The 25,690-nt window shown below is 63.9% G+C and carries 22 protein-coding genes; 5 read left to right on the top strand and 17 right to left on the bottom strand.

The window, feature by feature from the left end; translation table 11 throughout:
* Nucleotides 1-13: 13 nt before the first annotated feature.
* Together chrA and C84B14_RS05675 are read right to left on the bottom strand one after the other, a co-directional pair.
* Complete coding sequence (chrA, locus tag C84B14_RS05680) at nucleotides 14-1,468, bottom strand: chromate efflux transporter (protein ID WP_051414514.1); 1,455 nt, start codon at nucleotides 1,466-1,468, stop codon at nucleotides 14-16.
* A 2-nt stretch (nucleotides 1,469-1,470) separates the two neighbouring features.
* Nucleotides 1,471-2,400, bottom strand: a complete 930-nt coding sequence (locus tag C84B14_RS05675; RefSeq protein WP_035451483.1) for a chromate resistance protein ChrB domain-containing protein — start codon at nucleotides 2,398-2,400, stop codon at nucleotides 1,471-1,473.
* Nucleotides 2,401-2,543: 143 nt separating this feature from the next.
* Here C84B14_RS05675 and C84B14_RS05670 point away from each other — a divergent pair, with 143 nt between their 5' ends.
* Entirely contained in the window at nucleotides 2,544-3,008 is a 465-nt protein-coding gene (locus tag C84B14_RS05670) for a GTP cyclohydrolase II (RefSeq protein ID WP_353222488.1), read from the top strand.
* Between the two features lie 130 nt (nucleotides 3,009-3,138).
* Here C84B14_RS05670 and C84B14_RS05665 read toward each other — a convergent pair whose 3' ends face one another.
* Nucleotides 3,139-3,726: a hypothetical protein gene (locus C84B14_RS05665; RefSeq protein WP_353222486.1), complete on the bottom strand. Its 588-nt coding sequence runs from the start codon at nucleotides 3,724-3,726 to the stop codon at nucleotides 3,139-3,141.
* 143 nt (nucleotides 3,727-3,869) lie between these two features.
* Nucleotides 3,870-4,802 carry a CysB family HTH-type transcriptional regulator gene (locus C84B14_RS05660; RefSeq protein WP_353222484.1) on the bottom strand — a complete coding sequence of 311 codons (933 nt, stop codon included), beginning with the start codon at nucleotides 4,800-4,802 and terminating at the stop codon, nucleotides 3,870-3,872.
* Between the two features lie 228 nt (nucleotides 4,803-5,030).
* Between C84B14_RS05660 and C84B14_RS05655 the strand changes: the two genes are divergently transcribed.
* From C84B14_RS05655 to C84B14_RS05645, 3 genes are all read left to right on the top strand, one after another.
* A complete protein-coding gene (locus C84B14_RS05655) occupies nucleotides 5,031-6,470 on the top strand; it encodes an LLM class flavin-dependent oxidoreductase (RefSeq protein ID WP_353222482.1) in 1,440 nt (479 codons plus the stop codon).
* 112 nt (nucleotides 6,471-6,582) lie between these two features.
* On the top strand, nucleotides 6,583-7,206 hold the full coding sequence (gene ssuE, locus C84B14_RS05650; RefSeq protein ID WP_353222481.1) for an NADPH-dependent FMN reductase: 624 nt from the start codon (nucleotides 6,583-6,585) through the stop codon (nucleotides 7,204-7,206).
* Nucleotides 7,207-7,211: 5 nt separating this feature from the next.
* The gene (locus tag C84B14_RS05645) at nucleotides 7,212-8,474 is read left to right on the top strand and encodes an acyl-CoA dehydrogenase family protein (protein WP_353222479.1); all 1,263 of its coding nucleotides are present in this window, start codon (nucleotides 7,212-7,214) and stop codon (nucleotides 8,472-8,474) included.
* A 100-nt stretch (nucleotides 8,475-8,574) separates the two neighbouring features.
* Here C84B14_RS05645 and asd read toward each other — a convergent pair whose 3' ends face one another.
* The 9 genes from asd to C84B14_RS05600 form a co-directional block, all read right to left on the bottom strand.
* Nucleotides 8,575-9,693 carry an aspartate-semialdehyde dehydrogenase gene (gene asd, locus C84B14_RS05640; protein WP_353222477.1) on the bottom strand — a complete coding sequence of 373 codons (1,119 nt, stop codon included), beginning with the start codon at nucleotides 9,691-9,693 and terminating at the stop codon, nucleotides 8,575-8,577.
* Between the two features lie 217 nt (nucleotides 9,694-9,910).
* Nucleotides 9,911-10,714 carry a hypothetical protein gene (locus C84B14_RS05635; protein ID WP_353222476.1) on the bottom strand — a complete coding sequence of 268 codons (804 nt, stop codon included), beginning with the start codon at nucleotides 10,712-10,714 and terminating at the stop codon, nucleotides 9,911-9,913.
* A 299-nt stretch (nucleotides 10,715-11,013) separates the two neighbouring features.
* Nucleotides 11,014-11,472 (bottom strand): GNAT family N-acetyltransferase, encoded by a 459-nt coding sequence (locus tag C84B14_RS05630; protein ID WP_353222474.1) that lies wholly within the window; start codon nucleotides 11,470-11,472, stop codon nucleotides 11,014-11,016.
* Nucleotides 11,473-11,525: 53 nt separating this feature from the next.
* A complete protein-coding gene (locus C84B14_RS05625; protein ID WP_353222472.1) occupies nucleotides 11,526-12,185 on the bottom strand; it encodes a YceH family protein in 660 nt (219 codons plus the stop codon).
* Between the two features lie 390 nt (nucleotides 12,186-12,575).
* Nucleotides 12,576-14,018 carry an esterase-like activity of phytase family protein gene (locus tag C84B14_RS05620; protein WP_293623792.1) on the bottom strand — a complete coding sequence of 481 codons (1,443 nt, stop codon included), beginning with the start codon at nucleotides 14,016-14,018 and terminating at the stop codon, nucleotides 12,576-12,578.
* 34 nt (nucleotides 14,019-14,052) lie between these two features.
* Nucleotides 14,053-14,931 carry a hypothetical protein gene (locus C84B14_RS05615; RefSeq protein WP_293623791.1) on the bottom strand — a complete coding sequence of 293 codons (879 nt, stop codon included), beginning with the start codon at nucleotides 14,929-14,931 and terminating at the stop codon, nucleotides 14,053-14,055.
* Between the two features lie 362 nt (nucleotides 14,932-15,293).
* Complete coding sequence (locus tag C84B14_RS05610) at nucleotides 15,294-16,892, bottom strand: sodium:solute symporter family protein (RefSeq protein WP_293623790.1); 1,599 nt, start codon at nucleotides 16,890-16,892, stop codon at nucleotides 15,294-15,296.
* Nucleotides 16,893-16,914: 22 nt separating this feature from the next.
* Nucleotides 16,915-17,061, bottom strand: coding sequence for a hypothetical protein (locus C84B14_RS05605; protein WP_006913053.1), 147 nt, complete (start codon nucleotides 17,059-17,061; stop codon nucleotides 16,915-16,917).
* A gap of 24 nt (nucleotides 17,062-17,085) precedes the next feature.
* Nucleotides 17,086-18,306, bottom strand: a complete 1,221-nt coding sequence (locus C84B14_RS05600) for a Zn-dependent hydrolase (RefSeq protein WP_353222705.1) — start codon at nucleotides 18,304-18,306, stop codon at nucleotides 17,086-17,088.
* 203 nt (nucleotides 18,307-18,509) lie between these two features.
* On the opposite strand from C84B14_RS05600, the gene C84B14_RS05595 reads away from it, so the two are divergent.
* Nucleotides 18,510-19,475, top strand: coding sequence for a LysR family transcriptional regulator (locus tag C84B14_RS05595; RefSeq protein WP_293623788.1), 966 nt, complete (start codon nucleotides 18,510-18,512; stop codon nucleotides 19,473-19,475).
* 5 nt (nucleotides 19,476-19,480) lie between these two features.
* Here C84B14_RS05595 and C84B14_RS05590 read toward each other — a convergent pair whose 3' ends face one another.
* Genes C84B14_RS05590 through C84B14_RS05575 form a run of 4 tightly spaced genes read right to left on the bottom strand, consistent with a single transcriptional unit; the run spans nucleotide 19,481 to nucleotide 25,598 of the window.
* Nucleotides 19,481-19,831 carry a TraR/DksA family transcriptional regulator gene (locus tag C84B14_RS05590; protein ID WP_293623787.1) on the bottom strand — a complete coding sequence of 117 codons (351 nt, stop codon included), beginning with the start codon at nucleotides 19,829-19,831 and terminating at the stop codon, nucleotides 19,481-19,483.
* Between the two features lie 55 nt (nucleotides 19,832-19,886).
* Nucleotides 19,887-20,831, bottom strand: coding sequence for a S66 peptidase family protein (locus C84B14_RS05585; protein WP_293623786.1), 945 nt, complete (start codon nucleotides 20,829-20,831; stop codon nucleotides 19,887-19,889).
* On the bottom strand, nucleotides 20,821-24,324 hold the full coding sequence (locus tag C84B14_RS05580) for an ATP-binding protein (protein WP_293623785.1): 3,504 nt from the start codon (nucleotides 24,322-24,324) through the stop codon (nucleotides 20,821-20,823). Before C84B14_RS05580 ends, C84B14_RS05585 begins: the two co-directional genes overlap by 11 nt.
* Complete coding sequence (locus C84B14_RS05575; protein ID WP_293623784.1) at nucleotides 24,321-25,598, bottom strand: metallophosphoesterase family protein; 1,278 nt, start codon at nucleotides 25,596-25,598, stop codon at nucleotides 24,321-24,323. Before C84B14_RS05575 ends, C84B14_RS05580 begins: the two co-directional genes overlap by 4 nt.
* Nucleotides 25,599-25,690: the final 92 nt, after the last annotated feature.

Below are 25,690 nucleotides of genomic sequence, written 5' to 3'. Positions count from 1 at the left end.
ATCGGTTAGCTCTTTACGATGCTGGAGCGCCTCCGAATAACAGGTAATAAATGATACCCAGCAGCGCACTGACGAAAATCACCGGCAACATGCCCACCTTGAAACGCAGCATGGCAATAAAGGCGCCCAGAGCCAGCACAACGCTGGCGATCTGAATACTGTGCCATGTCGGTAACAGCCACTGTATACCAAAGGACCGAACCGTATTCACCTCACCGAAGGCTACATGTACAGCGAACCAGATGGCCAGATTCAGCATGACGCCTACTACGGCAGCGGTCACCGCCGACAGTGCCGCGCTTACTGCCTGATTTCCGCGAAGCGTTTCCACATAGGGCGCGCCCAGAAATATCCACAGAAAACAGGGAATAAAGGTGACCCAGGTCGCCAGAAGCGATGCGAGAATACCCGCTGTAAAGGGATCGAGCAGTCCGGCATCCCGGAAGGCGCCCATAAAACCTACAAATTGCACTACTTGAATAAGGGGGCCGGGCGTGGTTTCTGCCATGCCCAGGCCATCCAGCATTTCCCCTGGTGCAAGCCAGCCGTAATTCTGCACGGCCTCCTGTGCCATATAAGCCAATACCGAATAGGCGCCACCAAAGGTGACGACGGCCAGCTTGCTGAAGAAGAGCCCTATCTGGGTGAAGACATCGTCATACCCCAGCGTCATAAGCAAAACAATAAGCGGTGCGAACCACAACGGCAGCCAGACCGCGAGCACTTTAAATGCCCGGTTACGTGTTGCCTTTGTGTGGTTTGCTTCGCCGCTATCGATCATGGTGTCGATCGCATGGTCAGCCTCTTCCGGGGCATCGTGCCCCTTGATAATCGTAAAACGTTCTGGATCTACATACCTTCCCAACAAACCAATGAAAGCAGCCGTCAGTATCACTATCGGAAATGGCACGGCAAAAAAGAAGATCGCAATAAAAGCCGTGGTCGCCAGTGTGTACATATAGGCATTCTTGAGCGCTCGCTTACCGATCCGGATGACGGCCTGAATCACGATCGCCAACACCGCCGCTTTAATGCCGAAGAAAAGCGCCTGCACCAAGGTCGCGTCCTGAAATCCCGCATAAAGCACGCTCAACACCAGGATGCTCAAAAAACCGGGTAATACAAACAGCCCGCCGGCCACGAGCCCACCCTTGACGCCATGCAGCAGCCAGCCGATGTAAGTAGCCAACTGCTGGGCTTCCGGCCCCGGCAGCACCATGCAGTAGTTCAGGGCGTGCAGGAATCGACTCTCACTGACCCAGCGCTTTTCATCCACCAGAATACGGTGCATGACGGCGATCTGGCCAGCCGGACCACCGAAACTAAGGATTGCGATCCGCAGCCACACACGCACGGCTTCCCCGAACGAAATCTGGTGGCCGAATTCGTTAAGGTTGCCATCCGAGGACACGGCAGTGTCTTGACGGGGCCTGTCGGGTGAAGGGGTCGAACGGGGGGACTCCGGCATGGTTAATTCTCCTTTGTGTAGGTTGTGTAGAGGCTGTCGAATACCGCGCTGGCAGCCAGCAATAGCTGGTCATCATCGCTGTGGGACTCGCGGAGGCCCATCAATACGCACTCAACCCCCGCGGCCTCGGGTGGCTGATGGCCGCCCACATCGAGGTAGTGCACCAGTTTCCCAATCCGTTGCAGCGCCACCGGGCGCAGGTCAAAACTCGCCAGCAATGTCTCAAAGGTGACCTTGTCAGCCACGTGAGTGAAGGTCGCCCCGTCGAAATCGAAGCCCAGCGCCTCCTGGGGGCAGTCGTCTGGAGAACCCAGCCACAGAAAGCGCGCTTTGGGATCGATGAATCGCTTAATCAACCAAGCGCTGGCCAGGCGGTCCACCCAAGGCCGACGACGCGTTGCCCAGAGCCTGCTCTGGTAATCGGCACGTTCGAGAAGATGGATAGAGCCTGAAGCAGGTAATGGTTCATCAGGCGACAAAACTCGATTAGCGTTGGTTTCCAGTTCCTGTAACGCCCGGTCAACTCGATCACGGGCAGCGCCAGCGAAAAAGTCAATTTGTGACAGTCGTGTGAAGCGTTTACGCAGCTTGCGCGTCTCCTTCATGACATCCATCGCCGATTCTGGCAACAGCGTTGCCCGTAGTTCCGCGATGGCCGAGCGCAATGTCTCGTAGTCGTCCGAGCGATCGAACAGGGCGGGGAATGCATCGGCTTCCGGGCCGTCAGTGGGTAGCACGTAGGCGACGCCCCCGGCCTCACGGACGTCGCCGGCGACTGCCTCCAACCTCTCGACATGATCAGGGCCGGCGGGCAGCACATAGACACCATCGCGCAGTGACGCCGCACCCCATGCCTTGATGGAGCGCCAGGCCCGCATGCGCACCGTCGCATTCTCGGTGGGGAGAGAGAGTATTAGCAACAACCACGACATGATGTAGAGGATACTACTATTTTGTATTAATCACTACTGATATATCTATACCAACCAGATCTTCCGATGAGGATTTTATCTTGTCGCTTCACTCTCCGTGACGAAATCAACCAGCTAATCCGAATACCCAAAATAGACAGTTTGTGAATATTCCGCTGATCCGCGTCCAAAGCGCGTGTTATACGGCAGAAATTTTTCGTAGCCTCGATTGTGATTGTCATGCTCAACTAGCTAAGAGCCAGCGCTTAATTGGTGACCGAGGCGGCTACCTGATATATATGCTCTGCGATGGAAGGGGGGCGGGTCTACTTAACAAGTTGCGCGGCATGGCTCTTGGTGAAAAGGAGGGGTTGGATACGTCGGATGCTTACCGGAAATTAGGTTTGCCTCAAGATCCTAGAAGTTACGAACGAGTATCCGAAGTGATAAAGTTTTTCGGGTTCCTCAACATCAAGCTATTAACCAACAATCCAAGAAAAATCGAGGGGCTGCGGGGTGCAGGAATTGAAGTCGAGCGAGAGCCCTTAGAAATTGATTCGACGGACGAATCTAGATCTTACCTCCATACAAAAGCGCATAAAATGGGGCATTTACTAATCAGAGTTTGAACGCTAGTTACGTATAAAATTCGCTGCAGTTGACTGCCTTAAGCGCTGCTGCGATTCGGCCGGTAACTGAGCCTCTTGGGGTTCCGTGACAGTATATTTAACTCCGCCAAGTCCAGCGAAACGTAAAGCCTCACGCAGCACGTCCTACGGCAGCCGCTTCAAACAACCCCGCGTCCAACCACCTCAAACTCCCAATCCATAACCCCGCATGGTCTACGCCGATCTGGCGATTGACGACGTGGAACTTCGCCCGTTTGGCGTCGAACAGGATCAGTCGGTTGTCGGGTCCGGCGACGGCGGAGATGAGCTGTAGAAAGGCTGGGTCGGCGATCAGGCCGCGATGCCGGCGTGCGAGCGGGCGCAGGATGTCGTGCACGAGGTGCCAGGTATCGGAGTAGGCCGGGTTGCGGATGGGCAGGGCGAAGCTGCCGTTGTGCATGAGGTATAGGCCGGGTTCGATCTCGAAGGGGTGAGCGTTGCAGGCGTTCACATCGCCATGGGTACGCCGGCGCAGGTGGATCGCCAGCTCGGAATCGGTATGTGCCCGCAGAAAGTCGATGGTGCGTGTGGCATCGACGTCGACATGGCGTTCGAGCACGGTTTCGCCGCTCGCGGTATGGCCCATCACGCCCCAGCCGTCCGCATTGTGCAGGGCCGCCGAGTGGATGATCGGCTCGGGTACGGCAACGCCGGCGGGTTTGTGAATCAGTACGCACATGGGTCGTTCTCCAACCGGCCGGGGCCGGGCTTGCCTGTCGCGTCCAGCGACGGGGTGTCGAGTGCCAAGGTTAGGGGCGGGGTGGTGTCGATAGAACGTTGAAAAATCGCTTTGCTATTCGCTCTGTGGAATAAGGCGGCGGCTCAGGCGGCCTGCTTGTCGAGCAGGCCGCGTACGGTCTGCAGCGTGAGGTCTTCGCGGCAGATGTTGAGGAACTTGTAGGCATAGCCGCGCAGGAAATAGCCGCGGCGCAGGGCGATATAGCTGGTGTTGACGGGGAACAGGTGTTCGGCCGGGATCAGCGTGAGGCCCTGGTCGCGTTGTTCGTTGTAGGCCATGGAGGCGATCAGGCCCACGCCGAGTTCGAGCTCGACATAGGTTTTGATGACGTCGGCGTCGAGCGCGGTGAGCACGAAGTCCGGTTCGATGCCGGCATCGGCGAACAGGCGGTTGAGCCGTTCGCGGCCGGTGAAGCTGCGGTGGTAGGTGATCAGCGGATAGCCGGCGATGCGTTCCAGCGTGAGCGGTGTGCCGTCGGCCAGCGGGTGCCCGTCGGGCACGACCACGGCGTGGTGCCAGTCGTAGAAGCGAAAGCAGGCCAGATGATCGCGTTGCTGGGCCAGGCCTTCGGTGGCGATACCGATATCCACCTTGCCGGCCTTGAGCAGCGAGACGATCTCCTCGGGCGAGCACTGGTGCAGCTCCAGATGCACCTTGGGAAAAGCCTGCTTGAACTCGCGAATGACCGGCGGCAGCACATAGCGCGCCTGGGTATGGGTGGTGGCGATGGTGAGCTGGCCTTCGTCCTCGTGGGTGAGCTGCTGGGCACTGCGGCGCAGGTTTTCCACGTCGAGCACGATGCGTTCGACCAGGTCGATGAGCATCTGGCCTTCGTTGGTGAGCCCGAGCAGGCGTTTGCCCTTGCGCTCGAACACGTCGATGCCCAGCTCGGCTTCGAGGTCGCGAATATGCTTGCTCGCGCCCGACTGCGAGGTGTTGAGCGCGGCCGAGGCTTGGGTGAGGTTGAATTCCTGGCGCACCGTTTCGTGCACGAGCCGCAGTTGCTGAATATTCATCGCCAAGAGAACCCGTCAAGCGTTCATAGGAATATAGATCAGGTTTTATATTCCTAAATAATATTTATTAGCACTATTGTTATGCGCCGCCGCGATGAGGCGTTCGGGGCGGGGCCTGGCGCGGCTTAATCGAAATTCGTGACAAGTTAAGCGGCGATTCGTATTTCCGCTGGCGGCGCCTGCTGCCTATCGTTCGGCCCACGTTTTACATTCGTGAGGCCGCTCGACATGAGCCAACGCATCATCCTCAACGCCTTCGACATGACCTGCGTGAGCCATCAGGCGGCAGGCACCTGGCGTCATCCCGACAACCGCGCCGATACCTACAAGGATCTGGACTACTGGGTCGATCTGGCCCGCCTGCTCGAATCCGGCGGCTTCGATTCGCTGTTCATTGCCGACGTGCTGGGCGTTTACGACGTCTATCGTGATTCGGTGGAAACATCGCTTATCGATGCCGATCAGGTGCCGGTCAACGACCCGTTCATGCAGATTTCGGCGATGGCCGCGGTCACCGAACGTCTGGGCTTCGGGGTCACGGCGGCGCTGACCTACGAGCAGCCCTACGCGCTGGCCCGCAAGTTCTCGACGCTGGATCACCTGACCAAGGGCCGCGTGGCCTGGAACGTGGTGACCTCGTATCTCAACAGTGCGGCGGTGAACCTTGGCCTGAAGCAGCAGATTGCCCACGACGAACGCTACGACCTGGCGGACGAATTCCTGGACGTGACCTACAAGCTCTGGGAAGGCTCCTGGGAGGACGACGCCGTCGTACGCGATCGCGACAAGGGCGTGTTCACGGACCCCACCAAGGTGCACCCGATCGGCCACGAAGGCCGCTACTTCAAGGTGCCCGGCATTCATCTGTGCGAGCCGTCACCCCAGCGCACGCCGGTGATCTTTCAGGCCGGGGCCTCGCCGCGTGGCCAGCGTTTTGCCGCGCAACATGCCGAAGGGGTGTTCGTAGCCCCGGCCACGATTGCCCAATCCGCCACGCTGACAGAGAGCATCCGTCGCCAGGCCGAGGATGCCGGGCGTGATCGGAACCATCTCAAGATATTTTCGTTGCTTACGGTCATCACGGCCGAGACCGACGAAGCCGCGTGGGCCAAATACGGCGAGTATCAGGCCTATGCCAGCGGCGACGGCATGCTGTCGTTCTTTGGCGGCTGGACCGGCGTGGATTTCTCCCGGTTCGACCCAGACCAGCCCCTGGAGGCCATCGACAACGACGCGATTCGCTCGGTGCTGGCGATGCTCACCCAGGCGGACCCGAACCGGCAATGGACGCCCCGGGATATCGTCGAACAGCGCAGCATCGGCGGCATCGGCCCGGTGCTGGTCGGCGGGCCGCAAACCGTGGCCGACGAACTGGAACGCTGGGTGGACGAGGGCGGCCTGGACGGTTTCAACCTGGCCTATGCGGTGACGCCCGGCACCTTCGCGGACTTCATCGAATGGGTGGTGCCGGAGCTCGCTCGCCGCGGGCGCCTGCGTGACGGCTATGCCGGTGAAACCCTGCGCGAAAACCTGCTGGACAGCCCTTCGCCCCGGGTGCCGGACACGCATCCCGCAGCGCGCTATCGCAGGGCGTTCGTCAACCGCGAGAACGCGGCTGATGCGACCCGTCGCGAGCCGTTCGAAGCGGCCCGGGCGGCCTCGTTCTAGGCCGCGGTCTGCCTGGCGCAACGCACGCCACATCGGAATCGACCGCGATGCCTGACCGCGTCGCGGTCGGCCTTCACCCCATCCGTTTTCGACATACGACAAGGAAGATCTCATGAATATCGTACTTCTCGCCGGCAGCCCCAGCACGCCCTCGCGCGTGGCCACGCTCATCGAATACGTGGCCGCACGGCTTGTCGCGCATGACGCCCGCACCGAGGTATTCGACCTCAACGCCTTCGAACCAGCGTCGCTGGTCTATGCGAATACCCGCGCGCCGGCGGTTCAGCGCTATATCCAGGCGGTCGCCGCCGCCGATGCGCTGGTGGTGGCAACGCCGGTGTATCAGTCCTCCTTTGCCGGCGCGCTCAAGCTGTTGCTGGATCTCATTCCGCAGAACGGCCTGCGCGACAAGAGCGTGCTGCCGATCGCTGCCGGCGGCTCGCCCCATCATCTGCTCACGCTCGACTATGCGCTCAAGCCGGTGCTGGCCTCGCTGGGCGCGGACCGCGTGCTCGGCGGCGTCTATGCCAGCGGGCCCGATCTGGTACGCGATGACGACCGTTACCGCATCCAGGCGGGCATACGCGAACGCCTCGACGCGGCCGCGGACGAACTCGCCAGCCACCTGCGGCCGAGCACGGCTCAGCCCTTGGCGCTGCGCCGCGTCGAGCCGGGCCGCGGGCGAACCGTATTCGCCACCGCGCCCGGCGAATGGCTTCGCAAGGCAGCCGGCTGATCGTCATGGCCATACCTCTCATCGAACGGGCGCATGTCCGGCCCCGGCCTGAGGCCGCCCAACCGCACCCTTATCCGCCCATCACCGCGGCCGCGGACGACTGGGCGGCGATTGCCACGCAGCTGGCCGAGCGGCTGGATGCCACCGCCGGCGAACGCGACCGCGAAGGGGGCCATGCCGCGGCCGAGTACGCCTTGATCCGCGAATCGGGCCTGCTGGGCCTGTCGGTCCCGCGCGAGCACGGCGGCGCCGGCATGGGCTGGCCGGCGCTGTTCGCCATCGTGCGCCAGCTCGCCGCCGCGGACTCCGCCCTGGCTCACGTCTTTGCCTTCCATCATCTGCAGGTGGCCACGCTGCGGCTGTATGGCGCGCCGGCCCAGGTCGACCGGCTTCTGCAACGCACGATCTCGGCGCGCTGGTTCTGGGGCAACGCGCTCAACCCGCGTGATCGGCGTTGCCGGGCTGTGGCAAGCGATGCCGGCGGCTATGTGTTCAGCGGCGACAAGGGCTTCTGCTCCGGCTCGGTGGGGGCGGATATGCTCACCGTCTCGGCCGTTGACGCGGCGACCGACAGCCTCGTGATCGCCGCGATCCCGGCCGATCGGGCGGGGGTGACGGTCCATGGCGATTGGGATGCCATCGGTCAGCGCCAGACCGACAGCGGCACCGTCGGCTTCGACCACGTCCGTGTACGGGCCGACGAGGTCCTTGTCGCCGCCGGCCAGGCCCAGACGCCGGCCATGCAGCTGCGCAGCTGCATGGCCCAGCTCGTGCTGGTCAATCTTTATACCGGTATCGCAGTCGGCGCGATCGGCAAGGCCGGGGCGCTGACCCGTGAGCGCTCGCGCGCCTGGGCGGCGGCCGATGTCGATACGGCGGCCGAGGATCCCTATCTGCAGCATCGCTACGGGCGGCTCTGGGCGAGCCTGCGGGCGGCCGAGGCGCTGGCCGATTCGGCCGCGCGGCGGCTGGATACGATGTACGAGGTTGCCCTCGGCACCGCCGGCTCGATCAGCGAAGGCGAGCGGGGCAGCGTGGCGATTGCGGTGGCCGAAGCCAAGGTCTGTGCCCACGATATTGCCCTGCAGGCCAGCAGCGAGCTGTTCGAACTTGCCGGCACGGCCGCGGTGGCCAGACACCGCAATCTTGATCGCTTCTGGCGCAATGCGCGCACCCATACCCTGCACGACCCGATCGACTACAAGCTGCGCGATCTCGGGCGGTGGGCGTTGCTCGGTCAATACCCGGAGCCCACCGCCTATTCCTGAGCCGGGTTTTGCGCCGTGCACAAAAAAAACCGGCCACGGAATCCGCGGCCGGCTTTCGGTGTGCGCGCCGGGACATAGCCCGGTGGCGATAAACGCCCGATCAGGCGCGTTCGCGCACGATGTTGAGCATGCGCCGAATCGGCTCGGCCGCACCCCAGAGCAGCTGGTCGCCCACGGTATAGGCCGCCAGATATTCCTCGCCCATGGCCAGCTTGCGCAGCCGGCCGACCGGCACCGTCAGCGTGCCGGAGACGGCCGTGGCGGTGAGATCCTTGAGGGTGGCTTCCTTGTTGTTGGGCACGACCTTCACCCACTCGTTATGGGCCGCAATGCGCTCTTCGATTTCTTCAATGGAGACGTTCTTCTTGAGCTTGATGGTGAACGCCTGGCTATGACAGCGCATCGAGCCGATACGCACACACAGCCCGTCCATCGGGATCGGGTTGCCGTCGCGGCCGAGGATCTTGTTGGATTCGGCGCCGGCCTTCCATTCTTCCTTGGACTGGCCGGTCTCGTCGATTAGTGAATCGATCCAGGGCAGGGCCGAGCCGGCCAGCGGGTAGCCGAACTGTTCGACCGGGAAACTGGAATCGCGCATCTTGGCGGTCACGTCGCGATCGATATCCAGAATCGCCGAGGAGGGCGTATCCAGCTGGTCGGCGACGGTGTCGCGCAGCTGGCCCATCTGCACCAGCAGCTCGCGCATGTGCTGGGCACCCGAACCGGAGGCAGCCTGATAGGTCATGGCCGACATCCATTCGATGAGATCGGCCTCGAACAGCCCGCCCAGGCCCATGAGCATGAGGCTCACGGTGCAGTTGCCGCCACAGAAGGTCTTGGTGCCGCGGTCGAGGTTCTTTTCGATCACGTCGCGGTTGACCGGGTCGAGCACGATGGTCGAATCCTCGGCCATGCGCAGCTTGCTGGCGGCATCGATCCAGTAGCCGTCCCAGCCGGCGTCGCGCAGCGGCTGGTACATTTCGCCGGTGTAGTCGCCGCCCTGGCAGGTCATGATCACGTCCATGGCCTTGAGCGCGTCCACGTCCTTGGCGTCCTGCAGTGCCGGTACGTCCTTGCCGATGTCCGGGCCGGGCTGGCCGGCCTGCGACGTGGAAAAGAACACCGGCTCGATGCCCTCGTAATCGTTTTCATCCAGCATGCGCTGCATGAGCACTGAGCCCACCATGCCGCGCCAACCAACAAAACCTACTTTAAGCATGCTTTAGCAACCCTTTCTAAGCGTGATTGATACACGTTTGTGCTTGGACCTCAGTTTAACGTGAATCGAAAACTTTGGCGGAATGCGCCGGGTTCACGCTTTGGGCAGGCTGTTTTGCCTGCGGCTGCGATACGCTTGAAAGCCCAGGCAAGGGACATGCGGCCCGTATTGGCCGCATGCCCGGCGGGCGGGTACATACGTACGGGTCGGCGAGTCCCTAGCAGTTCTCGTCGGACCAGGCCTTGAGTTGCTCGACGGCGGCCTTGAAACGCGGCGACTTGAGCGGGGCGTGGCCGGGATCGTTGCGCAGCACATCCGCCATGGTGTTCATCTGCTCGCGTAACGAGTCGTGGTTCAGACGGCCTGCGGTCTCGGTCAGCGACGCCGCGACCTTGCGCAGATGCTGGTTATCGACTTCGGCACTGCCGGGCGCGCCCAGCGGGACCAGCGGCAGCATTCCGGCCGCGATCATGTGGCAATCTTCGCGTACGTCGGGGTCCATTTCGCCGAATCGCTTCGCCGATTCTTCGGTTTTATCGATATCGGCCTGCGAGCGATCATCCGGCTGGCCCATGAGCTGCTTGATGCGTGCTTCATGGGCCTTGTAGAACTTCGCGTTGTGGCGGGCGATGTCCGATTTCTGGCCTGCCTCGCCCATGAGCGCGGCGTACTTGGCCTGCAACAGCGTCAGATGGGCGCGTATGAAGCTGCGTCCGGTGAAGCCGTGTCGATCGACCAGAGCGTGTTTTTTCGGGTCGGCGTCGATACTGGCACCCACGCGTTCTATCGTCTCGGGCATGGTTGACGAGCCGGTCTGGTGGTCGTCGTCTTCGGCGAACGCCTCGACACCGCCATGGGCTTCGATATCGGCCTGGGCCGCTTCCAGGCGCGATAGCACGTCTTCGTCGAGCTTGATCTGTGTGGCCCCGGCGTCGCCCCCAGGCGCCTGCGCATGGGAAGCGAAACAGATCAGTAGCAGCAGGGCGGTCAGGGCGGCCTGGAGAGGTTGGTGAATGCGCATCGGGCTGACTCTGGGGTATGGAAAGCGCGAGAGCCTGCCGCATACGCGGTGTTCAGTCCACGATGCTTGTAAGCGTTAAATCATTGTGTCTCAGTTGGTTGCGCGATGGCAGCTCACCCGCTTCACCTCATCCGGGCTGCGATATCGACGAGCCGCACGTCCAGCGACCTTGTTCCAAGCCTGCTCTGGAAATCTCGTTCTGGCGTGATTGGGCTAGGTTGGTGCGTGGGCCAAAGCCACCGGCGAGCGCCGGCCTTGGCGACGGTGCTCGTCCAGGGCGATGGCCGGCCAGGCGGCGCTCAGAACGTCCACTGATACATGATGAAGTCGCTCGAGCTGCCGGTGTATTTGTCGTAGAAGGCGCGCCCGCGATAGTTGTAGTGCTGCGTGAGCCAGCGAAACACCGGCCAGCCGCGATCCTCGGCGGTCTGGCGCATGAACTCGAACAGCGCATCCGCCGCGCCCGTACCACGCTGGCGCGGGTCGACGAACATGTCGTCGAGAAAGCCCATCATCTTGCCGGACAACGGGCGCGGGCATTCGCGGATATGAATCAGGCCGACCGCGCTGCCCTCGGCGTTCCACGCCAGATAGCCTTCGAGCACGTGCGCCGGGTCGGTCAGCCAGCGCCACACTTCGTCTTCGATTCCGCTATCGATCTGCGCCTTGTAGAAGACCGCGTAGCCGCGAAATAACGGTAGCCAGGCGTGCTTGTCTTCGGCCGTGATCGGTTTAACCGTGATGTCGCCGTTCGACATGATCTGCTCCCGATTCGTGGATCGTTTTGCCCGCTCGGTGGTTGGCGGGCGTCTTAGCCCTGTTCGCCGAGCCGTTGACGCAGTTCGGCGTTTTCGGCTTCGAGCTCGCGGATCCGTGTTTCCAGTTCTGCGATCCGCCCCTGGGAGGCGCCGCCATCGCCGCGGGCCGCGGCGGCCTTCTGGGCATGGGCGGCGATATCCACCGGCCCGCACAGCTGGTGCATGAGCTCGGCTTCCTTGCGGCCGGGCGTACGCGGCAGCTGCACGAACAGGGCGCTGTCGTCTTCGCCGAGCAGATCACCCACGGCGGTCGTCACCGCCGCGTTGTCGTCGAAGGTGTGCAGCCGGCCGCTGCGTGCGCGCAGTTCGCCCGGCGTCTGCGGGCCACGCAGCAGCAGCAGCGTGAGCACGGCGTACTGGCCCTTGGAGAGCTGCAGGTCGTTGTAGGTGGTGTTGCACAGGCGCTGCTTGTACTTCTCCACGCCGTTTTTGAAGTTCTCCTCGATATGCACGAGGCTGCGATCGCGCAGGGCGCGAGCGGCCCGTTGTACCTCGGCCGGCTTGAGCGCCATGACCGGTTCCCGCGATGATTTCTGGTTGGCCGCATTGGTCAGCGCGTTGAGCGTGAGCGGATACTGATCCGGCGTGGTGACGGCCTTTTCCATCAGGCAGCCGATCACGCGGGCTTCGGTGGCGGTCAGTTGGGGCAGCATGAATCTCTCGCAACGTGGGAAATCGACAGCGCGCAGGCGCTGCCAAGAGTCTAACGCGCGCGACACGATTCGCTGTCCGCGATCTGCATAAACTAGCGATCGCAACGCCTTGATAAGCGTGCCTGACATCGGCGAGCAGGTCCTGGCGTTCGCGGCCGGGCCGCGCGCCGATAGCGCACAGGCGACTCGACTCACGTAGAGCGTGCTCGTAGCGACGGCTATCCGGGCGGGGCTTGCATCCGTGCACGCGCGAGCCGCGCTTCGCGGCTCAGATAGCGGTCGAGATGCCCTCGACCCAGTGCCGCAGCGACCACTGCGTCAGCGCTCTCGTCGTAACAGGGGCCGGCCTGCGCATCTGCAACAGGCCGGCCCTGGCCGTGTTTACAGGCCCTATTTGACGGACAGGTCCGCGGGCACGATGTAGAGACGGTTGCCGTCGATAGTGTTGCTGTCGAGCATCTTTTGCTCCAGCTCGCCGCTGTCCGTGGACCAGGTGGCGAAGTCATCGTCGTTGAGCACGCCCAGGGTGTTGCTGTCGATCACCCAGAGGCCTTCCATCTTGTCGTGGGGGTAGCTCACCTGGGCCACCATATCCACTACCAGCTGTTTGTCCACGGGCAGGATATTGTAGGCGGCCAGGCCGGCCCAGCCGTCTGCCTGGACCACTTCTTCCAGCGTCTTGCCGTCGATGGTCAAGCCCAGTTCGGCGTCCTGGCTTAGCTCGCCGCCGGTGGCGATGGTTTCCAGATTGGTGCCTGTGCTCAAATCGATACGAAAAACCGTCTTCTGGGCGGCGGGATTGGCCGCTGCGGGGCCATCCGGACCGCCATACAGGAAGCTGCCGTCCCGTTCGAGTAACAGGAACTGGGTGGCGCTCAACGCCGCCAGCTCGGAGTTGGAGTTCTGGTTTTTTTCCTGCTTGTACAGGTATTGACCGACGCTGCCATCGTCCAGATTGATGGTCACGATACGGGTCATGTCCAGGTCACGGACGCTCTTGCCCGGGTTATCCATGGTCGACTGCATGACGCCCACAAGGGTTTTCTCGTCCGGGGTGATGGCCAGACCCTCCATGCCGCGGTTGGCACGGCGATTGGCGAACTCTGCCGGCAGGGTGTAATCGTTACGCTCGTCATCGGCGAACGGGTTGATCCGGCCTATTTCCTTGCCCTCGGCATCGAAATGCACGATGTGCGGGCCATACTCGTCGGATACCCAGAAGGAGCCGTCGCTGAGCGCCACCAGGCCTTCGCCATCCAGCCCGTAATCGTCCAGGCGCAGCGGGTTGGTTTCGGCGTCATAGGGCTGGGTCGGGTTTTCCAGTACCGGGGAGCCATCGGCGTTGTAGGGCGTCTCTCCGGTGCCGCCCAGCGCGCTGCTGTTAGGCAGGCCGGTGATCAGGGTGCCATCCGGGCGCTTGAGCAGAATGGTATCGAGCAGCACCACCTTGCCCTCGGCGGTGACTTCATAGTGCCCGATGCGGGGCGTGTAATCCGCGGTGGGGAATTTCTTGCCCTTGCCCTGGCTGCCGGTGAAGCTGGCATTGGGGCCGCGATCGGTGAGCGCATAAAAACGGCGGTTGTCGGCCGGGTCGCCGGTCATGGCGGAGCCGAAGCCGCCGTTGCGTACTTCGAAGGGTTGCTGGGTGTTGGCATCGATCAAATCGGAGCGCAGCACCGTGTAGGGTAGGGCCACGCCTTGCGCCGGGAAATTGTCGGTCGGCGAGGTGGGCGACGTGCCCGTGTCGGTGTCGCCGTTACTTGACGAGCTATCACTACAACCGGAAAGCAGAGCGGCGGCGACGGCCGAGGCGATCAGGGTTTTATTGAACACGGCAACGTTCCTTGCGATTTTTCAGGACGGGACTTCAGGGCTGACAGAAAGTGCTGTCGTACTGATAGACGAATGCGGTTTTGGTCTGGCCGTCGGGCTCCACCCAGTCGCTCAGGCCACGCAGGGCATCGAAAGCCTGCCGGGCACGATTCACGACCTTTCGGGTGTAGTCCGCGGATGGGTCTTCATATTTGAAGGAAATCTCGGCCACTGCCGGTGCCTGGTTGCCGGACGGGGTGCCGGCATACCAGAGCGTGATGCTGATCTCGCCGTCGTGCTGGCCCAGATCGATATCCACATTGCGGTAAACGCGCTCGGTCACCGTCAGATCACCGACCACTGACAGGGCCAGATCGTCATCCAGGCCGTAGTCATCCTCGAAGCCGGGAAAATGCGCATGGATATCGTTCATGCGATTGAGCTTGCGGCCGTTAGGCGCCTTGGTGGAATGGCTGTACACCACCTTGAACGGCATGTCGCTGGTGGCGCCGACATCCGCTTCCAGTTTGCTGTCCGCGCCCTTGGTGCTGGAGGAAAGATCCTCGAAATCGGCGATGTAGCGATCCGGACTGCGAAATTTCAGTGTCACTTCGGAGTTGCCGTTTTCCAGGCGCTCGCGAAAACTGTAGCCGAGCTGATCGAGTACGCAGGAACCCGCGGTGTCGAAAAAACGCACCTGTCGGTCATGGTCCAGGGTGGCGGTGCCTGTGACGGAGCGGTCGATGGCATCTTCGATAGCCGGTTTGGCTGCTTGCATCAGGTTCAGTACATCACTTTGTTCGTTCTGGTACTGGAACCGGCTGGCATCGAGAATCAGTTTGTACTCGCGCGAAATCACATCCGGGTTGGCCTGCACCGGCATTGCGCTCAGCACGACCAGCAGCCCCAGACCACTGGCCAGAAAAATTTTCATTGTGATCGCCCCCCAGCCTGCAGGAATCCTGCAGCGCAAACTGCGACGCGATTCTAGGAAGCGAAAATGACGCGTTGATGACCGACGCTTGAAAAGCGCGCCGTTCCGGTCCGCTCAGCGGCTCGGGACCGCGGTTCGGGTGGGCGCAGGCCAATGGCCACGCCGCCGCCGGGGTCGGTGTCGATGTGCGAAAGGCGTGATCGGCGGCGTACGCCGCGGGACGGCCAGCATGGGCCGTCGCGCAGGTCGTGTTCAGAAGCGCAGCGCAACTGCGGACCGAATCAAGGCTGTGCCGGTCCGGCGTCTGATTAGCCGCCCAGCGGATGCTGCGCTGGGATCCGGATCAGGCGACGTGCCCCTTTTTACAGACCGAGCTGGACGAAGAAATAGCCCCACAGGCCGGCCGCGATCACCAGCATGGCAATGAGCGCCATCCACACGCGACGATATTCGCGAATCAGCGAAGCGCCGCTGGCATCGTCGGCCAGAAAGCGGCCGATGGTGATCTCGGACATGCGCTGGCCCTTCATTTCCTCGAAACGCTCGATTTCATAGCCGCTGGGCTTGAAGGTCAGACACATCACGACGAGCGTGACCGTGCCCAGGGCAAAGGCCATCATCAGGTTGTCGATGCCTGCCGGATAGCTGATCAGCCCGTGGCGTTCCAGCTCGCCGAGCAGGATGAAGCTGATCGAGCCCACCAGCATGCAGGCCAGTACCGCCGGCGCGCTGGCGCGGCGCCATTTCATCGCGGCGACAATCGTCGGCAGCCAGGCCACGGCGAAGATGGAACCGGCATAGATCGATATCCAGTAGATGCCGGCCGGCCGCGCGATGGCGATCACGCAGACGATAACGGATACGATCACCTGCGAAATACGCCCGGCGAGGACGCTGCGTTTTTCGTCGAGCTTCTTTTCGAACAGCTTCTCGTAGAGATCGCGTGCCAGGGCAAAGCCGGTGAGCACGAACAGCGTGGAGGCCGTGGACATGATCGAAGCCATCAAGCCGGCCAGGCCCACGCCGGCCAGCACCGGATTGGTGTGGTCCATGAAGCCCACGATCATGGCGCGGTCGGCCGGCTCGATACCGGGCTGGATCACCTGCATGGCCGAGGCCGCGAGATACACCATCAGCTGCATGGCAGGGGCGAAGAACACGCCGATGATGGCGACCTTGAGGATCACGAAATCGTTCTTGGCCGGGAACACGCGTGAAACCAGCGCCGGCGTACAGGCAAAGAACAGAATCCAGACCAGGAACTGCGAGATCGACCAGCCGATGCTGCGCCCGTCCGCGCCGGCCAGGGTCCAATAGCCCGGCAGGCTGTCGCTCAGGCCCCGCAGGTTTTCCATGCCGGCCTGGCCGATGAGCAAGGGCGAGATCACGAAGGCGATCGCCAGCATGGTGAAGAACATCATGGTGTCGGTATAGACCACGCCGTACATGCCCGACAGGCTGCAGAAGATCATCAACGCGAAGGTGAAGGCGATGATGATGGCCGGAAACGGCACGTCGATGATCTCGGCCAGCACCAGGCCGGCCCCGATGAGCTGGATGATGCCGTAGCCGAGCAGGCCGATCACCATGAGAATGAGCGCGACCACGCTCACCCACTTGTTGTTGAAGCGCCGGTCGAAGAAATCCATCATCGTCCGGCATTCCATGGCCTTCATCTTGCGCCCGATCCAGACCACTGCGATGAGCGTGCCCAGCCACGCGCCGAACGAGCCCAGCGCGCCGATGACCAGCGGCCCTTCGCTATAGGAAATACCGGCAATGCCCATCAGCGTGACCGCGCTCAGAAAGGTTGCGGCCAGGGTGCCGGTAAGCAGCAGGGTCGAGCCCTGCTCGCCCATGACATAGAAATCGTCGCGGTTCTTGATGAAACGGGTCAGCCCGGCCGCCACCAGCACATAGGCGGCGAGCACGGCGATGAATATGGTCAGCGTAATGTTCATGATTGCTCCCCCGAATATGCGCCTAGCGCTTGTCGCTGCGTTCTCGCTTGAGACGCAGAATGGTCGGGCGGTATTCACGCAGCAGGATCGCGCCCACCACCACACAGCAGATCACCGTGGTCAGCAGGGCATTGCCGAACAGCATGAGAACGTAGGGTTTGAAATCCATGGGTTTTCTCTCGGTTGCGGTGCGCTAGACGCGCCCGGCCCGGGCCAGGGCCGCGTTGACGAGCACGTCGGCAGCACGTTTGGCGTGTTCGGGCTCGATGGACTCGGCCTCGTGATGGCTCAGGCCATCGGCACAGGGAATGAACACCATCGCGGTGGGACAGTGCCGGGCCAGGTGGAAGGCATCGTGGCCGGCGCCGCTGATGATGTCCTGCCAGGCACAGCCGAGCGCTTTCGCGGCATCGCGCACATGGCCTACGCAGGTGTCGTCGAAGGGCAGCGCCGGGCTGCGCCAGTGCAGCGACAGTTCGTGCTCCACGCCGCGCGTTGGCAGTCGCTCGGCGAGGCGTTCGCGAATGCGGTCGATGGCGGCATCGACCACGGCATCCGCGGGGTGGCGCAGGTCGAGGGTGAATGCCACATCCGCAGCGATGGTATTGCGCGAGCCGTGGTCGACATGGCATTCGCCGATCGTGGCCAGCAGGCCGTCGACGCCGGCGACATGGTCTTCGATGGCGGCCATCGCCTCGGCGGCCGCGAACATGGCGTCGCGGCGTACCGGCATGGGCGTGGTGCCGGCATGGCCGGCCTTGCCGGTCAGGTGTACGTCCAGCCAGCGAATCGCCTGGCCGCCGGTGACCACGCCAATGGTCTTGTCGTTGTCCTCGAGTACCGGGCCCTGTTCGATATGCGCTTCGAAATAGGCATCGAATGGGCGGGCGAGGGGCGTATCGCCGGCCTCGCCGATGATCTGCAGGCTGTCGGCAATGCGTTCGCCGTGGGTGTCTTCGCGTGCCAGCCCGTCGTCGAGCGCCAGGGCGCCGGTGAACACCGACGAACCCAGCATGGCGGGCGTGAAGCGGGCGCCTTCTTCGTTGGTCCAGTTCGCGATTTCGATCGGCGCACGGGTCTGGATATTGTTTTCGTTGAGCGTGCGTACGGCTTCGAGGGCGGCCAGCACGCCGAGTACGCCATCGAAACGTCCGCCCTTGGGCTGGGTATCCAGATGGCTGCCGATCACCACCGGCGGGCCGTCCGCTTGCCCGGCCCGGCGCGCGAACAGGTTGCCGATGGCATCCCGCGATACGCTCAGGCCTTCGGCCTCCGCCCATCGCACGAACAGTGCCCGGCCGGCGGCATCTTCGGCGGTCAGCGCCAGCCGGCTGCTGCCGCCGTTGGCGGTGGCGCCGATCTCGGCCATCGCCATCAGGCTGTCCCACAGTCTTGGGCCGTTGGTTTCGAGCATAAGCGTGTTGAACTGGTAAAAACGGAGCGCGCTTGAAGGCGCGTCGGCCGGCGTGCGCTCGAGCACCACGGTAGTCATGGGCTTGGCGCAGACGCCTGATCGTGTCTTTTCATCTAGCGGTAATAACCGCGCATCAGTCAAAGCACGCGATATTATCTGTATTATTAGTCTGGCTAATAATTGCACCGGCTCGGATGCTGACAATGGCCGATCGCTCGAACAAGAAGTCGCTATCCGCAGGCGAGCACGGGTCACGCGATCTGGCGGCCCGGCTGGACTGGAACCTCATCCGTACGTTTCTGGTGGTGGCCGACGAGCTCAATCTCAGCCGCGCGGCGGAACGGCTGTTCGTCACCCAGCCGGCAGTCAGTCAGGCGCTCAAACGGCTACAGGGTCAGCTGGGCTATGCGCTGGTCCAGCGCCGCGGTCCGCAGATCGCGCTGACCGCCGCCGGCGAGGAAGTACAACGAATCGCGCGTGGCGTGTTCGCCGATGTATCCAGCCTGGAAATGCCGGCACGGGCTGCGACAGATCAGGTGCTGGGGCGGGTGAAACTGCTCACCGTCAGCCGCGTGCATTCCCAACGCTACAACGATTTTCTGGCCGATTTTCATCGCCGCTATCCGCGCGTGGAACTGGAGGTCGAGGTGCTGCGCGGCCACGACGTGCTCATGGCAATTCGCCAGAACACGGCCTCGTTCGGGCTCGGGCTGTGCCGGCTCGATACGCCGTCGGTCGAACGACGGCTGATCGTGCCGCAGCGCTATGCCCTGTTCTGTGGTCGCCCGCATGCCCTGTATGCCCGCCGCGAAGTCGAGGTGTCGCGACTGCTGCACGAAGATCTGGTGACCTTCACCGGCGATTATCTCGGCGACACGCTCTCGCCGCTCACGCTGTTTCGCGAACACCACGGGTTTCAGGGGCGGCTGGCTGCCTCGTCGTCGAATCTCGAAGAAGTCTGCCGACTGATCATGTGCGGCTATGGCATCGGCTTTCTGCCGGAAGACGCGTTCCGCCGCGAAACCGAGGCCGGCATGCTGCGCAAGCTGCCGCCTGAAGAGGGGCTGGCGGATGTCGATATTCATCTGCTGTGGAACAGCGAGCGCCCTATGCGGGCCGCGGAGACGGTTTTTCGCGACGAACTGCTGGCTGCATTCGACCGCGACTAGCGGCGCTATTCGCGGGCGGCGGCACAGTCCAGACAGCGCAGCGTGGTGGGGTCGTGCGCGAGTCGGGCCGGGGCGATCGGCTCGTCACAGTCCAGGCAATAGCCGAAATCGGCGCTGTCGAGCCGTTTGCGCGTGGCGGCCACGCGTTGCAGCGTCTGGTTCGCCCGGTTGCGGGCCGCGCGGCTCATCGCCTGCGCCTGCATGGCGTCCATACGCGACAGGCGTCCCTGACGGGTCTGGTCCAGTTCTACTGCCGTGTCGGCATCGCGGCTCTCGTCGAGATAGGCACGGGCCTCGGCCTCGAGCTCGTCGAGCCGCGCTTCGAGACTTTCACGCGAGGGGGCCGCATTGCTCATGGCGCCAGTCTGATCCAATCGCGGCACGCCGCAAAGACGCTACGCGGCCCGAGCTTCAGAGGCCGCCGATACGCAGGCGATTGGCGTCGATATGGGCACGGGCGCCGTAGCGCCAGGCGTGATTGACGCAGCCGTGGCCGACCGGGGCGTCGGAATACAGGGCGATGCCGCGCGCGTTCGTGTATTCGGCGACGATCTCGACCAGCGAATCCATGCCGCAGGCCAGGGTACAGCGCTCGAAGCGCCCGAGAACGAGGGCCTTCACGCGGCGCGTATCGATCGAGTCGAGCAGCTGTTGCAGACAGCGTTCCAGCCGGAACTCGGCCTCGCCCACGTCTTCGAGCAAAAGGATGGCGTCGTCGTTCAGCGTCAGCGCAGACGGCGTACCGGCCACGCTGGCCAGCGTGGTGAGATTGCCGCCGACCACGCGCCCGGCAAGCGCTTCCGCCGGGCCGCCGTGATAGGCCAGCGGCCATTCGCTGACTTCGTGCTGCAAACAAGCCGCCAGCGACGCCATCGAGGCCGCCCGCGCCTGTTGCTCGGCCGGCGTTGCGCCGGGCAGGGCCAGCTCGGTGGCCACCGAGGCATGAATCGCGGCGCGCTCGTGGCGGGCGAATGCGGCCAGCAACAGGCTCATATCCGAATAGCCGACCAGCGGCACATCGCGCGGAATGCGTTCCCAGTCGATCGCCTGTACGAACTGGGCGCTGCCGTAGCCGCCGCGCAGACACCACACGGCATCGACTTTCGGCCATTCGAAGGCGGCCTGCAGGTCGGCTAGGCGATCGGCGGCGGTGCCGGCGAGATAGCGGTGATGGTCCCGGGCGTGGCTGCCCAGCAGGGCCTCGACGCCCGCTGCCGCAAGTACGGCGAGCGCGGTATCGATGCGTTCATCCTTGACGCCGCCGGCCGGCGCGATCAGCGCGATGCGCATGCCGGCAAGCGGTCGCAGCGCTTCGACAAGCGCGGCCGATGGTTCAAGCGTGGGTTTACAGCTCATGGGTTTGTACGCGATCGCCCAGCTTTTCTGCAGCCATGTCGCGCAGATGCTGATGGTGGGTGAAGAACAGGACCTGGGTTTTTTCGGCCAGGCCGGCCAGCACGTCGAGGCCGGCCAGGGCACGCTCGTCGTCGAAGTTGATGAACAGATCGTCGGCGACCACCGGCAGGGGCGCGGCACGCTGCAGATAGTCCTCGATCGCGGCGATACGCAGGGCCAGATAGAGCTGGTCGCGCGTACCTTCGCTCATGCCGGCAGGGCGTACGTGCGAACCGTCGGCGCGTACGCCCACGATCTGCAGCTCGTCGCGCTCGTCGAAGTCGCCAGCCAGGCGTTCGAAGGCGCCGCCGGTGAGCTGGTTCATGAGCGCGGAGCCGCGTTCGATGAGCGGGCGCTGCTTGTCCATGGCATAGCGCTGGCCCGCCCATTTGAGCAGCAGGGCCGCGGTGCCGACCCGCAGGTAACGTTCGGCGGCGTCCTGCATGTCGGCGAGGGCGGTCTGGCGTTCCGCCGCGGCGGTCACGGCGCGATCGTCGCCGCCGATGGCCTCGAAATCGGCGCGGGCTTCGTTGCGGGCGTCGCGGGCCGGGCCCAGTTCGTCGTCCACGTCCTCGAGCTGATCGGCCAGGGCATCGATCTGTTCGCGCAGCGAATCGAGATCGCTGGCCTCGACTGCGGCGATGAGATTGTCTACCGCCCGGCCATCGCCCTGTTCGGCCAGGGTGTCGGCGGTGGCGGCCTGTTCGTCTGCCAGCGCCCGGCGGCGTTCGGCACGCGTGATGACGCTTTCGAGCGCCTGGGCATCGGCGACCCCCGCCTGTCGACAGAGGGCGTCGATACGACGCTGGGCCTCGGCTCGGGTGGCCTCGTGCTCGGCGATCTGTTCGCCCTGGCGTTGGCGATCGCTTTGGCGGGTCTGTAGCCGGTCGTGGCGGCTCTGGGCGTCGCGTAGCGCAGCGTTGAGTCGCTGCACGCTCTGCTCGGCGGCTTCGTTTTCGTTCGCGGTTCGGCCCGTGGCGTCGAGTACCTGTGCCAGCCGCTGTTCGAAACGCTGGCGGCGTTCGACGAGATCGGCCTGTTCGGCGGCCAGATCGCGGCTGGTACGGGCATGCTCACGCGCGCTGTCGAGCACGTCGAGGGCGGCCCGGCCGGCGTCGGCGTCCAGATGCGCGTCCAGACCAAGTTCGGCAAGAGCCGCGTGCCAGCGTTGCTGCCAGTCGTCCAGCGCGGCTTCGGCCGTCCTGTGTTCGCTAAGCAACGTATCGATACGGCGGGCGTAGTCGCCGCGTTCGCGTTCGATACGCCGGCGTTCGTCGCTGCGGCGTTTTTCGCGTTCGACTGTCTGGCGGGCCTGTTCGATCAACACCGCCAGGGCGGTGTGGGTCGATTTGTCGCCATGACCGAGCAGCTCGAGGAGCTGTATGCGCTGCGCGTCGATACGCGCGGCCAGATCGTCGCGGGCGGCGACGGCTTCGATACGGTCGGCGCGTGCCGTAAGCAGGCCGTCGCGGCGGTCGAGCCAGTCCCGCATCGCGGCCGGGCTGGCGGGCTCGATATCGGCCGACAGCCACAGGGCTTTCCATTCGGTTCGCAGCCCGTCGAGACGGGCCCTGGCGTCGTCTCGACGTGTTGTCGCCTGTTCGAGCGCCTGTTCGCGTTCGGCCACGTGGCGCTGGCGTTCGGCGTCCTGGGCAATGGCTTCGGCCCGGTCGAAACGGGCATCGGCCAGTTCGTCGGCCGCCTGCGTGCTGCGCTCGAAGGCAGACACCGGGTTCTTTTCGCTGGCCTTGTCGAGTGCCGGCGTTTCGGGCTGGTCGAACAGATCCGGTTCGCGCTTTTCGACATAGCGCCGGCGTACGAGCTGCCAGCAGGCATCGCGATGCGAACGGCTCGATTGCAGCGCCTCGATACTCGGCAGTGCCTCGTCGGCGCGGCGGCGGGCCAGGGCATCGCGGGCGCGTTCGACCTCGTCGCTCAGTTCGTCGAGGCGTTGCTGATGACGCTTGTGCGCCTCGCTGGCGTCGGCGAGCTCGGTCTCGAATTCATCGACGCGCTCGCGAGCCGGCACCGCCAGGCCGGCCAGCGTGTCGCTGTCGCTCACGGCCGGTTTCAGGGCGGCCAGGCGACGTTCGATATCGCGATCCAGCCGGTCGACGTTCGCCTGGACGCTGCGCAGCTCGGCTTCGAGATCGCCTTCGCGGGTGGTGGCGGTCAGCCATGCCTCGAGCGCGGCGGTATCGCGGCTATCGCCCAGCGATTGCAGCTCGTCGGCCAGCCGTGCGTCGGCTTCGCGGGCGTTTTGGAGGTTGTTCGTCGCATGCGCGACGCTCTGGCGAAGCGTGGCTTCGTCGGTGGCGATACGCCGGGCCTGGGCGAGGGCGGTGGCGCTGGGCCAGGGCGTATGCTCGTCCTGCCAGCCCAGCTCGGTGCGATCGCGGTCCAGCGCCTGGGTCAGCCGGGCGCGTTCGCGTTCGATTTCGGCGATGCGCTCGCGGTCGGTGGCGATCTGGCCGCGCTGCTCGGCCAGGCGCTCGATGGTGTCCCCGGCCTCGCGCAGGGCGGGTTCGTCGACCAGCGTTTCGATTTCGGCATCGATGGCTGCGATCTGATCCTGGATGGAGGCAATCGCGATGCGGCTGGATTCGAGCGTCTGGCAGGCGCGCTCGAAGGCCGGCCGGGCATCGACATCCAGATCGGGCGTTTCTTTAAGCTCGGCGAGTTCGGCTTCGATCTCGCGATAGCGGCGCGCCGGGCGGGCGACGCGGCGAATACGTTCCAGCTCGAGACGTTGGTGGTCGAGCGCGCGACGGCGTTCGGCGAGCTGTTCGTAGTGTGCTTCGGCGGCGTCGAAGGCCTCGCGGCGGCGCTGCCAGTCGCCGACCGTGACTTCGTGTTCGCGAATATCCGCGTCGGCCGTCTTGAGCCGGGCTTCGGCCTGATAGTAACGACGGTTCTGGGAGGCGTTGGGCGCCCAGAGCCCGTCCGCCTCGGCCACCAGGGCTTCGCGTTCGGCGAGCACGTCCGCCAGCCCCGAGCCGGCCGAAAGCAGGGCGGTATCGGCGTTGGCATCGGCCGCGGCCAGGGTTTCGCCGCCGGCGCGCAGGCCTTCATGGTCGAGGCTGAACATGCGGGTGAAAAACGCCCGATCCGCGCCCGCGAGCTGGCGGTCCAGCTCGGTTTCCAGCGTGTTAGCGGGCCCGCCCTCTGCATCGAGCAGCGTGTTCTTGCGGCCCTTTTTGCGGATCGCCTCGATCTCGGCTTCGCCGGCCTCGATACGTGCACCGATACGCAGGGCGTTGTAGGCATGCACGAAGTTGAGTTCGGTCTGGGTCGGAAAACCGAACAGGAAATCGCCGATCGCGCTGCGGGCAGTGGATTTGCCCGCCTCGTTGGCGCCGAACACGAGTTGCAGGTCGGTCGCGCCGCGTACGAAGACCAGCCGGCGGTCGGTGAAATGACCGTAGGCGAGAAGATCGAGTTGCGCGAACCTCACGGCGCGCTCTCGTCGGCGGCCAGGCGCGAGAGCAGATAATCGCCGGCCCCGTCGATCAGGGTCGCCGTATCGCCGTCGATGGCCGCACGCAGCAGTACGTCGTCGGCGTGTTCGCGTATCTCGTAGGGGAGGCGTTCGGCCAGGCGGCGAATATCCTTTTCGATCATCGCCCGAATATCGGGGTCGTCGACGGCTTCGTCGAGCAGACGCAGCATTTCGCCCAGCGCATCCTGGCGTTCGCGCCGGGTGGCGGCATCGAGTGCGGGCGTGGTCGCCAGTTTGATCTTTTCGACATAGACCTGGGCGGCGCCCAGCCCGGCGGCCGCAGTTCGTGCTTCGGCCAGCAGGCGTTCGGGCGCGGCCGCGAGTTGGTCGTGCAGGGCAGTGGTGCCGGTCAGGCGTAGGCGTACCGCCAGAAGACGCCCCGCGACGTCGTTCGCGCCGTTTTCGATCGCCCGGCGCATGGCCGCAATCACGTCGTTGAAGTCGTCGGCGGTGGCGATGTCCACCTCGCTTTCGGCCCAGCGGGCGACATCGCAATGAATGGCGTGCAGCTCGGCCACGCGACCGTCTTCCACTACCACTTCATAGGCGCTCTTGGCTCCGGTTTCGCGAATGGACCGGCCCTGGAGATTGCCCGAGAACACCACATGCGGGTGTTCGGCCAGCACCTCGGCGGCGTGCACGTGGCCCAGCGCCCAGTAGTCATAGCCCTTGGCAGTGAGTTCGTCGAGCGAGCAGGGCGCATAGTTGGCGTGACCGCCACGCCCGCCCAGGCCCGTATGCAGCACGCCGATATTGAAGTGCTCGGCAACCGGTGCGGGGTAGCCGGGCACCAGATTGTCGGTGACCGCGCGCTCGGCATAGCTTGTGCCGTGAACGGCCACGTCGAGATGTTCGAGCACGCTGGTTTCAGCGTCTTCGTGCGAGAACACGTGCACGTTGTTCGGCAGCGACAGGCTGCGCGTCATCTGGTTCTGGGCGTCGTGATTGCCGTGGATCAGATACACCGGGATCGACGCGCTGGCCAGGCGGTGCATCTGGCGCACGAAGAACACGCCGGTCTGGTAATCGCGCCAGTCGCCGTCGTACACATCGCCGGCGATAATCACGAAATCCACCGCGCGTTCGATCGCCGCGTCAATGAGCGCGGTCAACGCTTCCCGGGTGGCCAGGCGCAGCCGCTCGGCGACCCCGGGCACATCCTCCGAAAGCCCGCGCATGGGGCTGTCGAGATGGATATCGGCGGCATGGATGAAGCGAAACGAGCGCAAGGACGAAAGCGTGATGACGAAACAGGTGGGTGCATCTTATCCCGCACGCGGGGCAGGCCCAACGCCCGTGTTCGCATAAAACCCAGCGCTCG

Source organism: Salinisphaera sp. C84B14 (assembly GCF_040361435.1).
In the GTDB taxonomy this organism is placed as follows: Bacteria; Pseudomonadota; Gammaproteobacteria; order Nevskiales; family Salinisphaeraceae; genus Salinisphaera.
The sequence above is the reverse complement of the archived record's forward strand: the minus strand, read 5'-3'. Positions and strand labels throughout refer to the sequence as shown.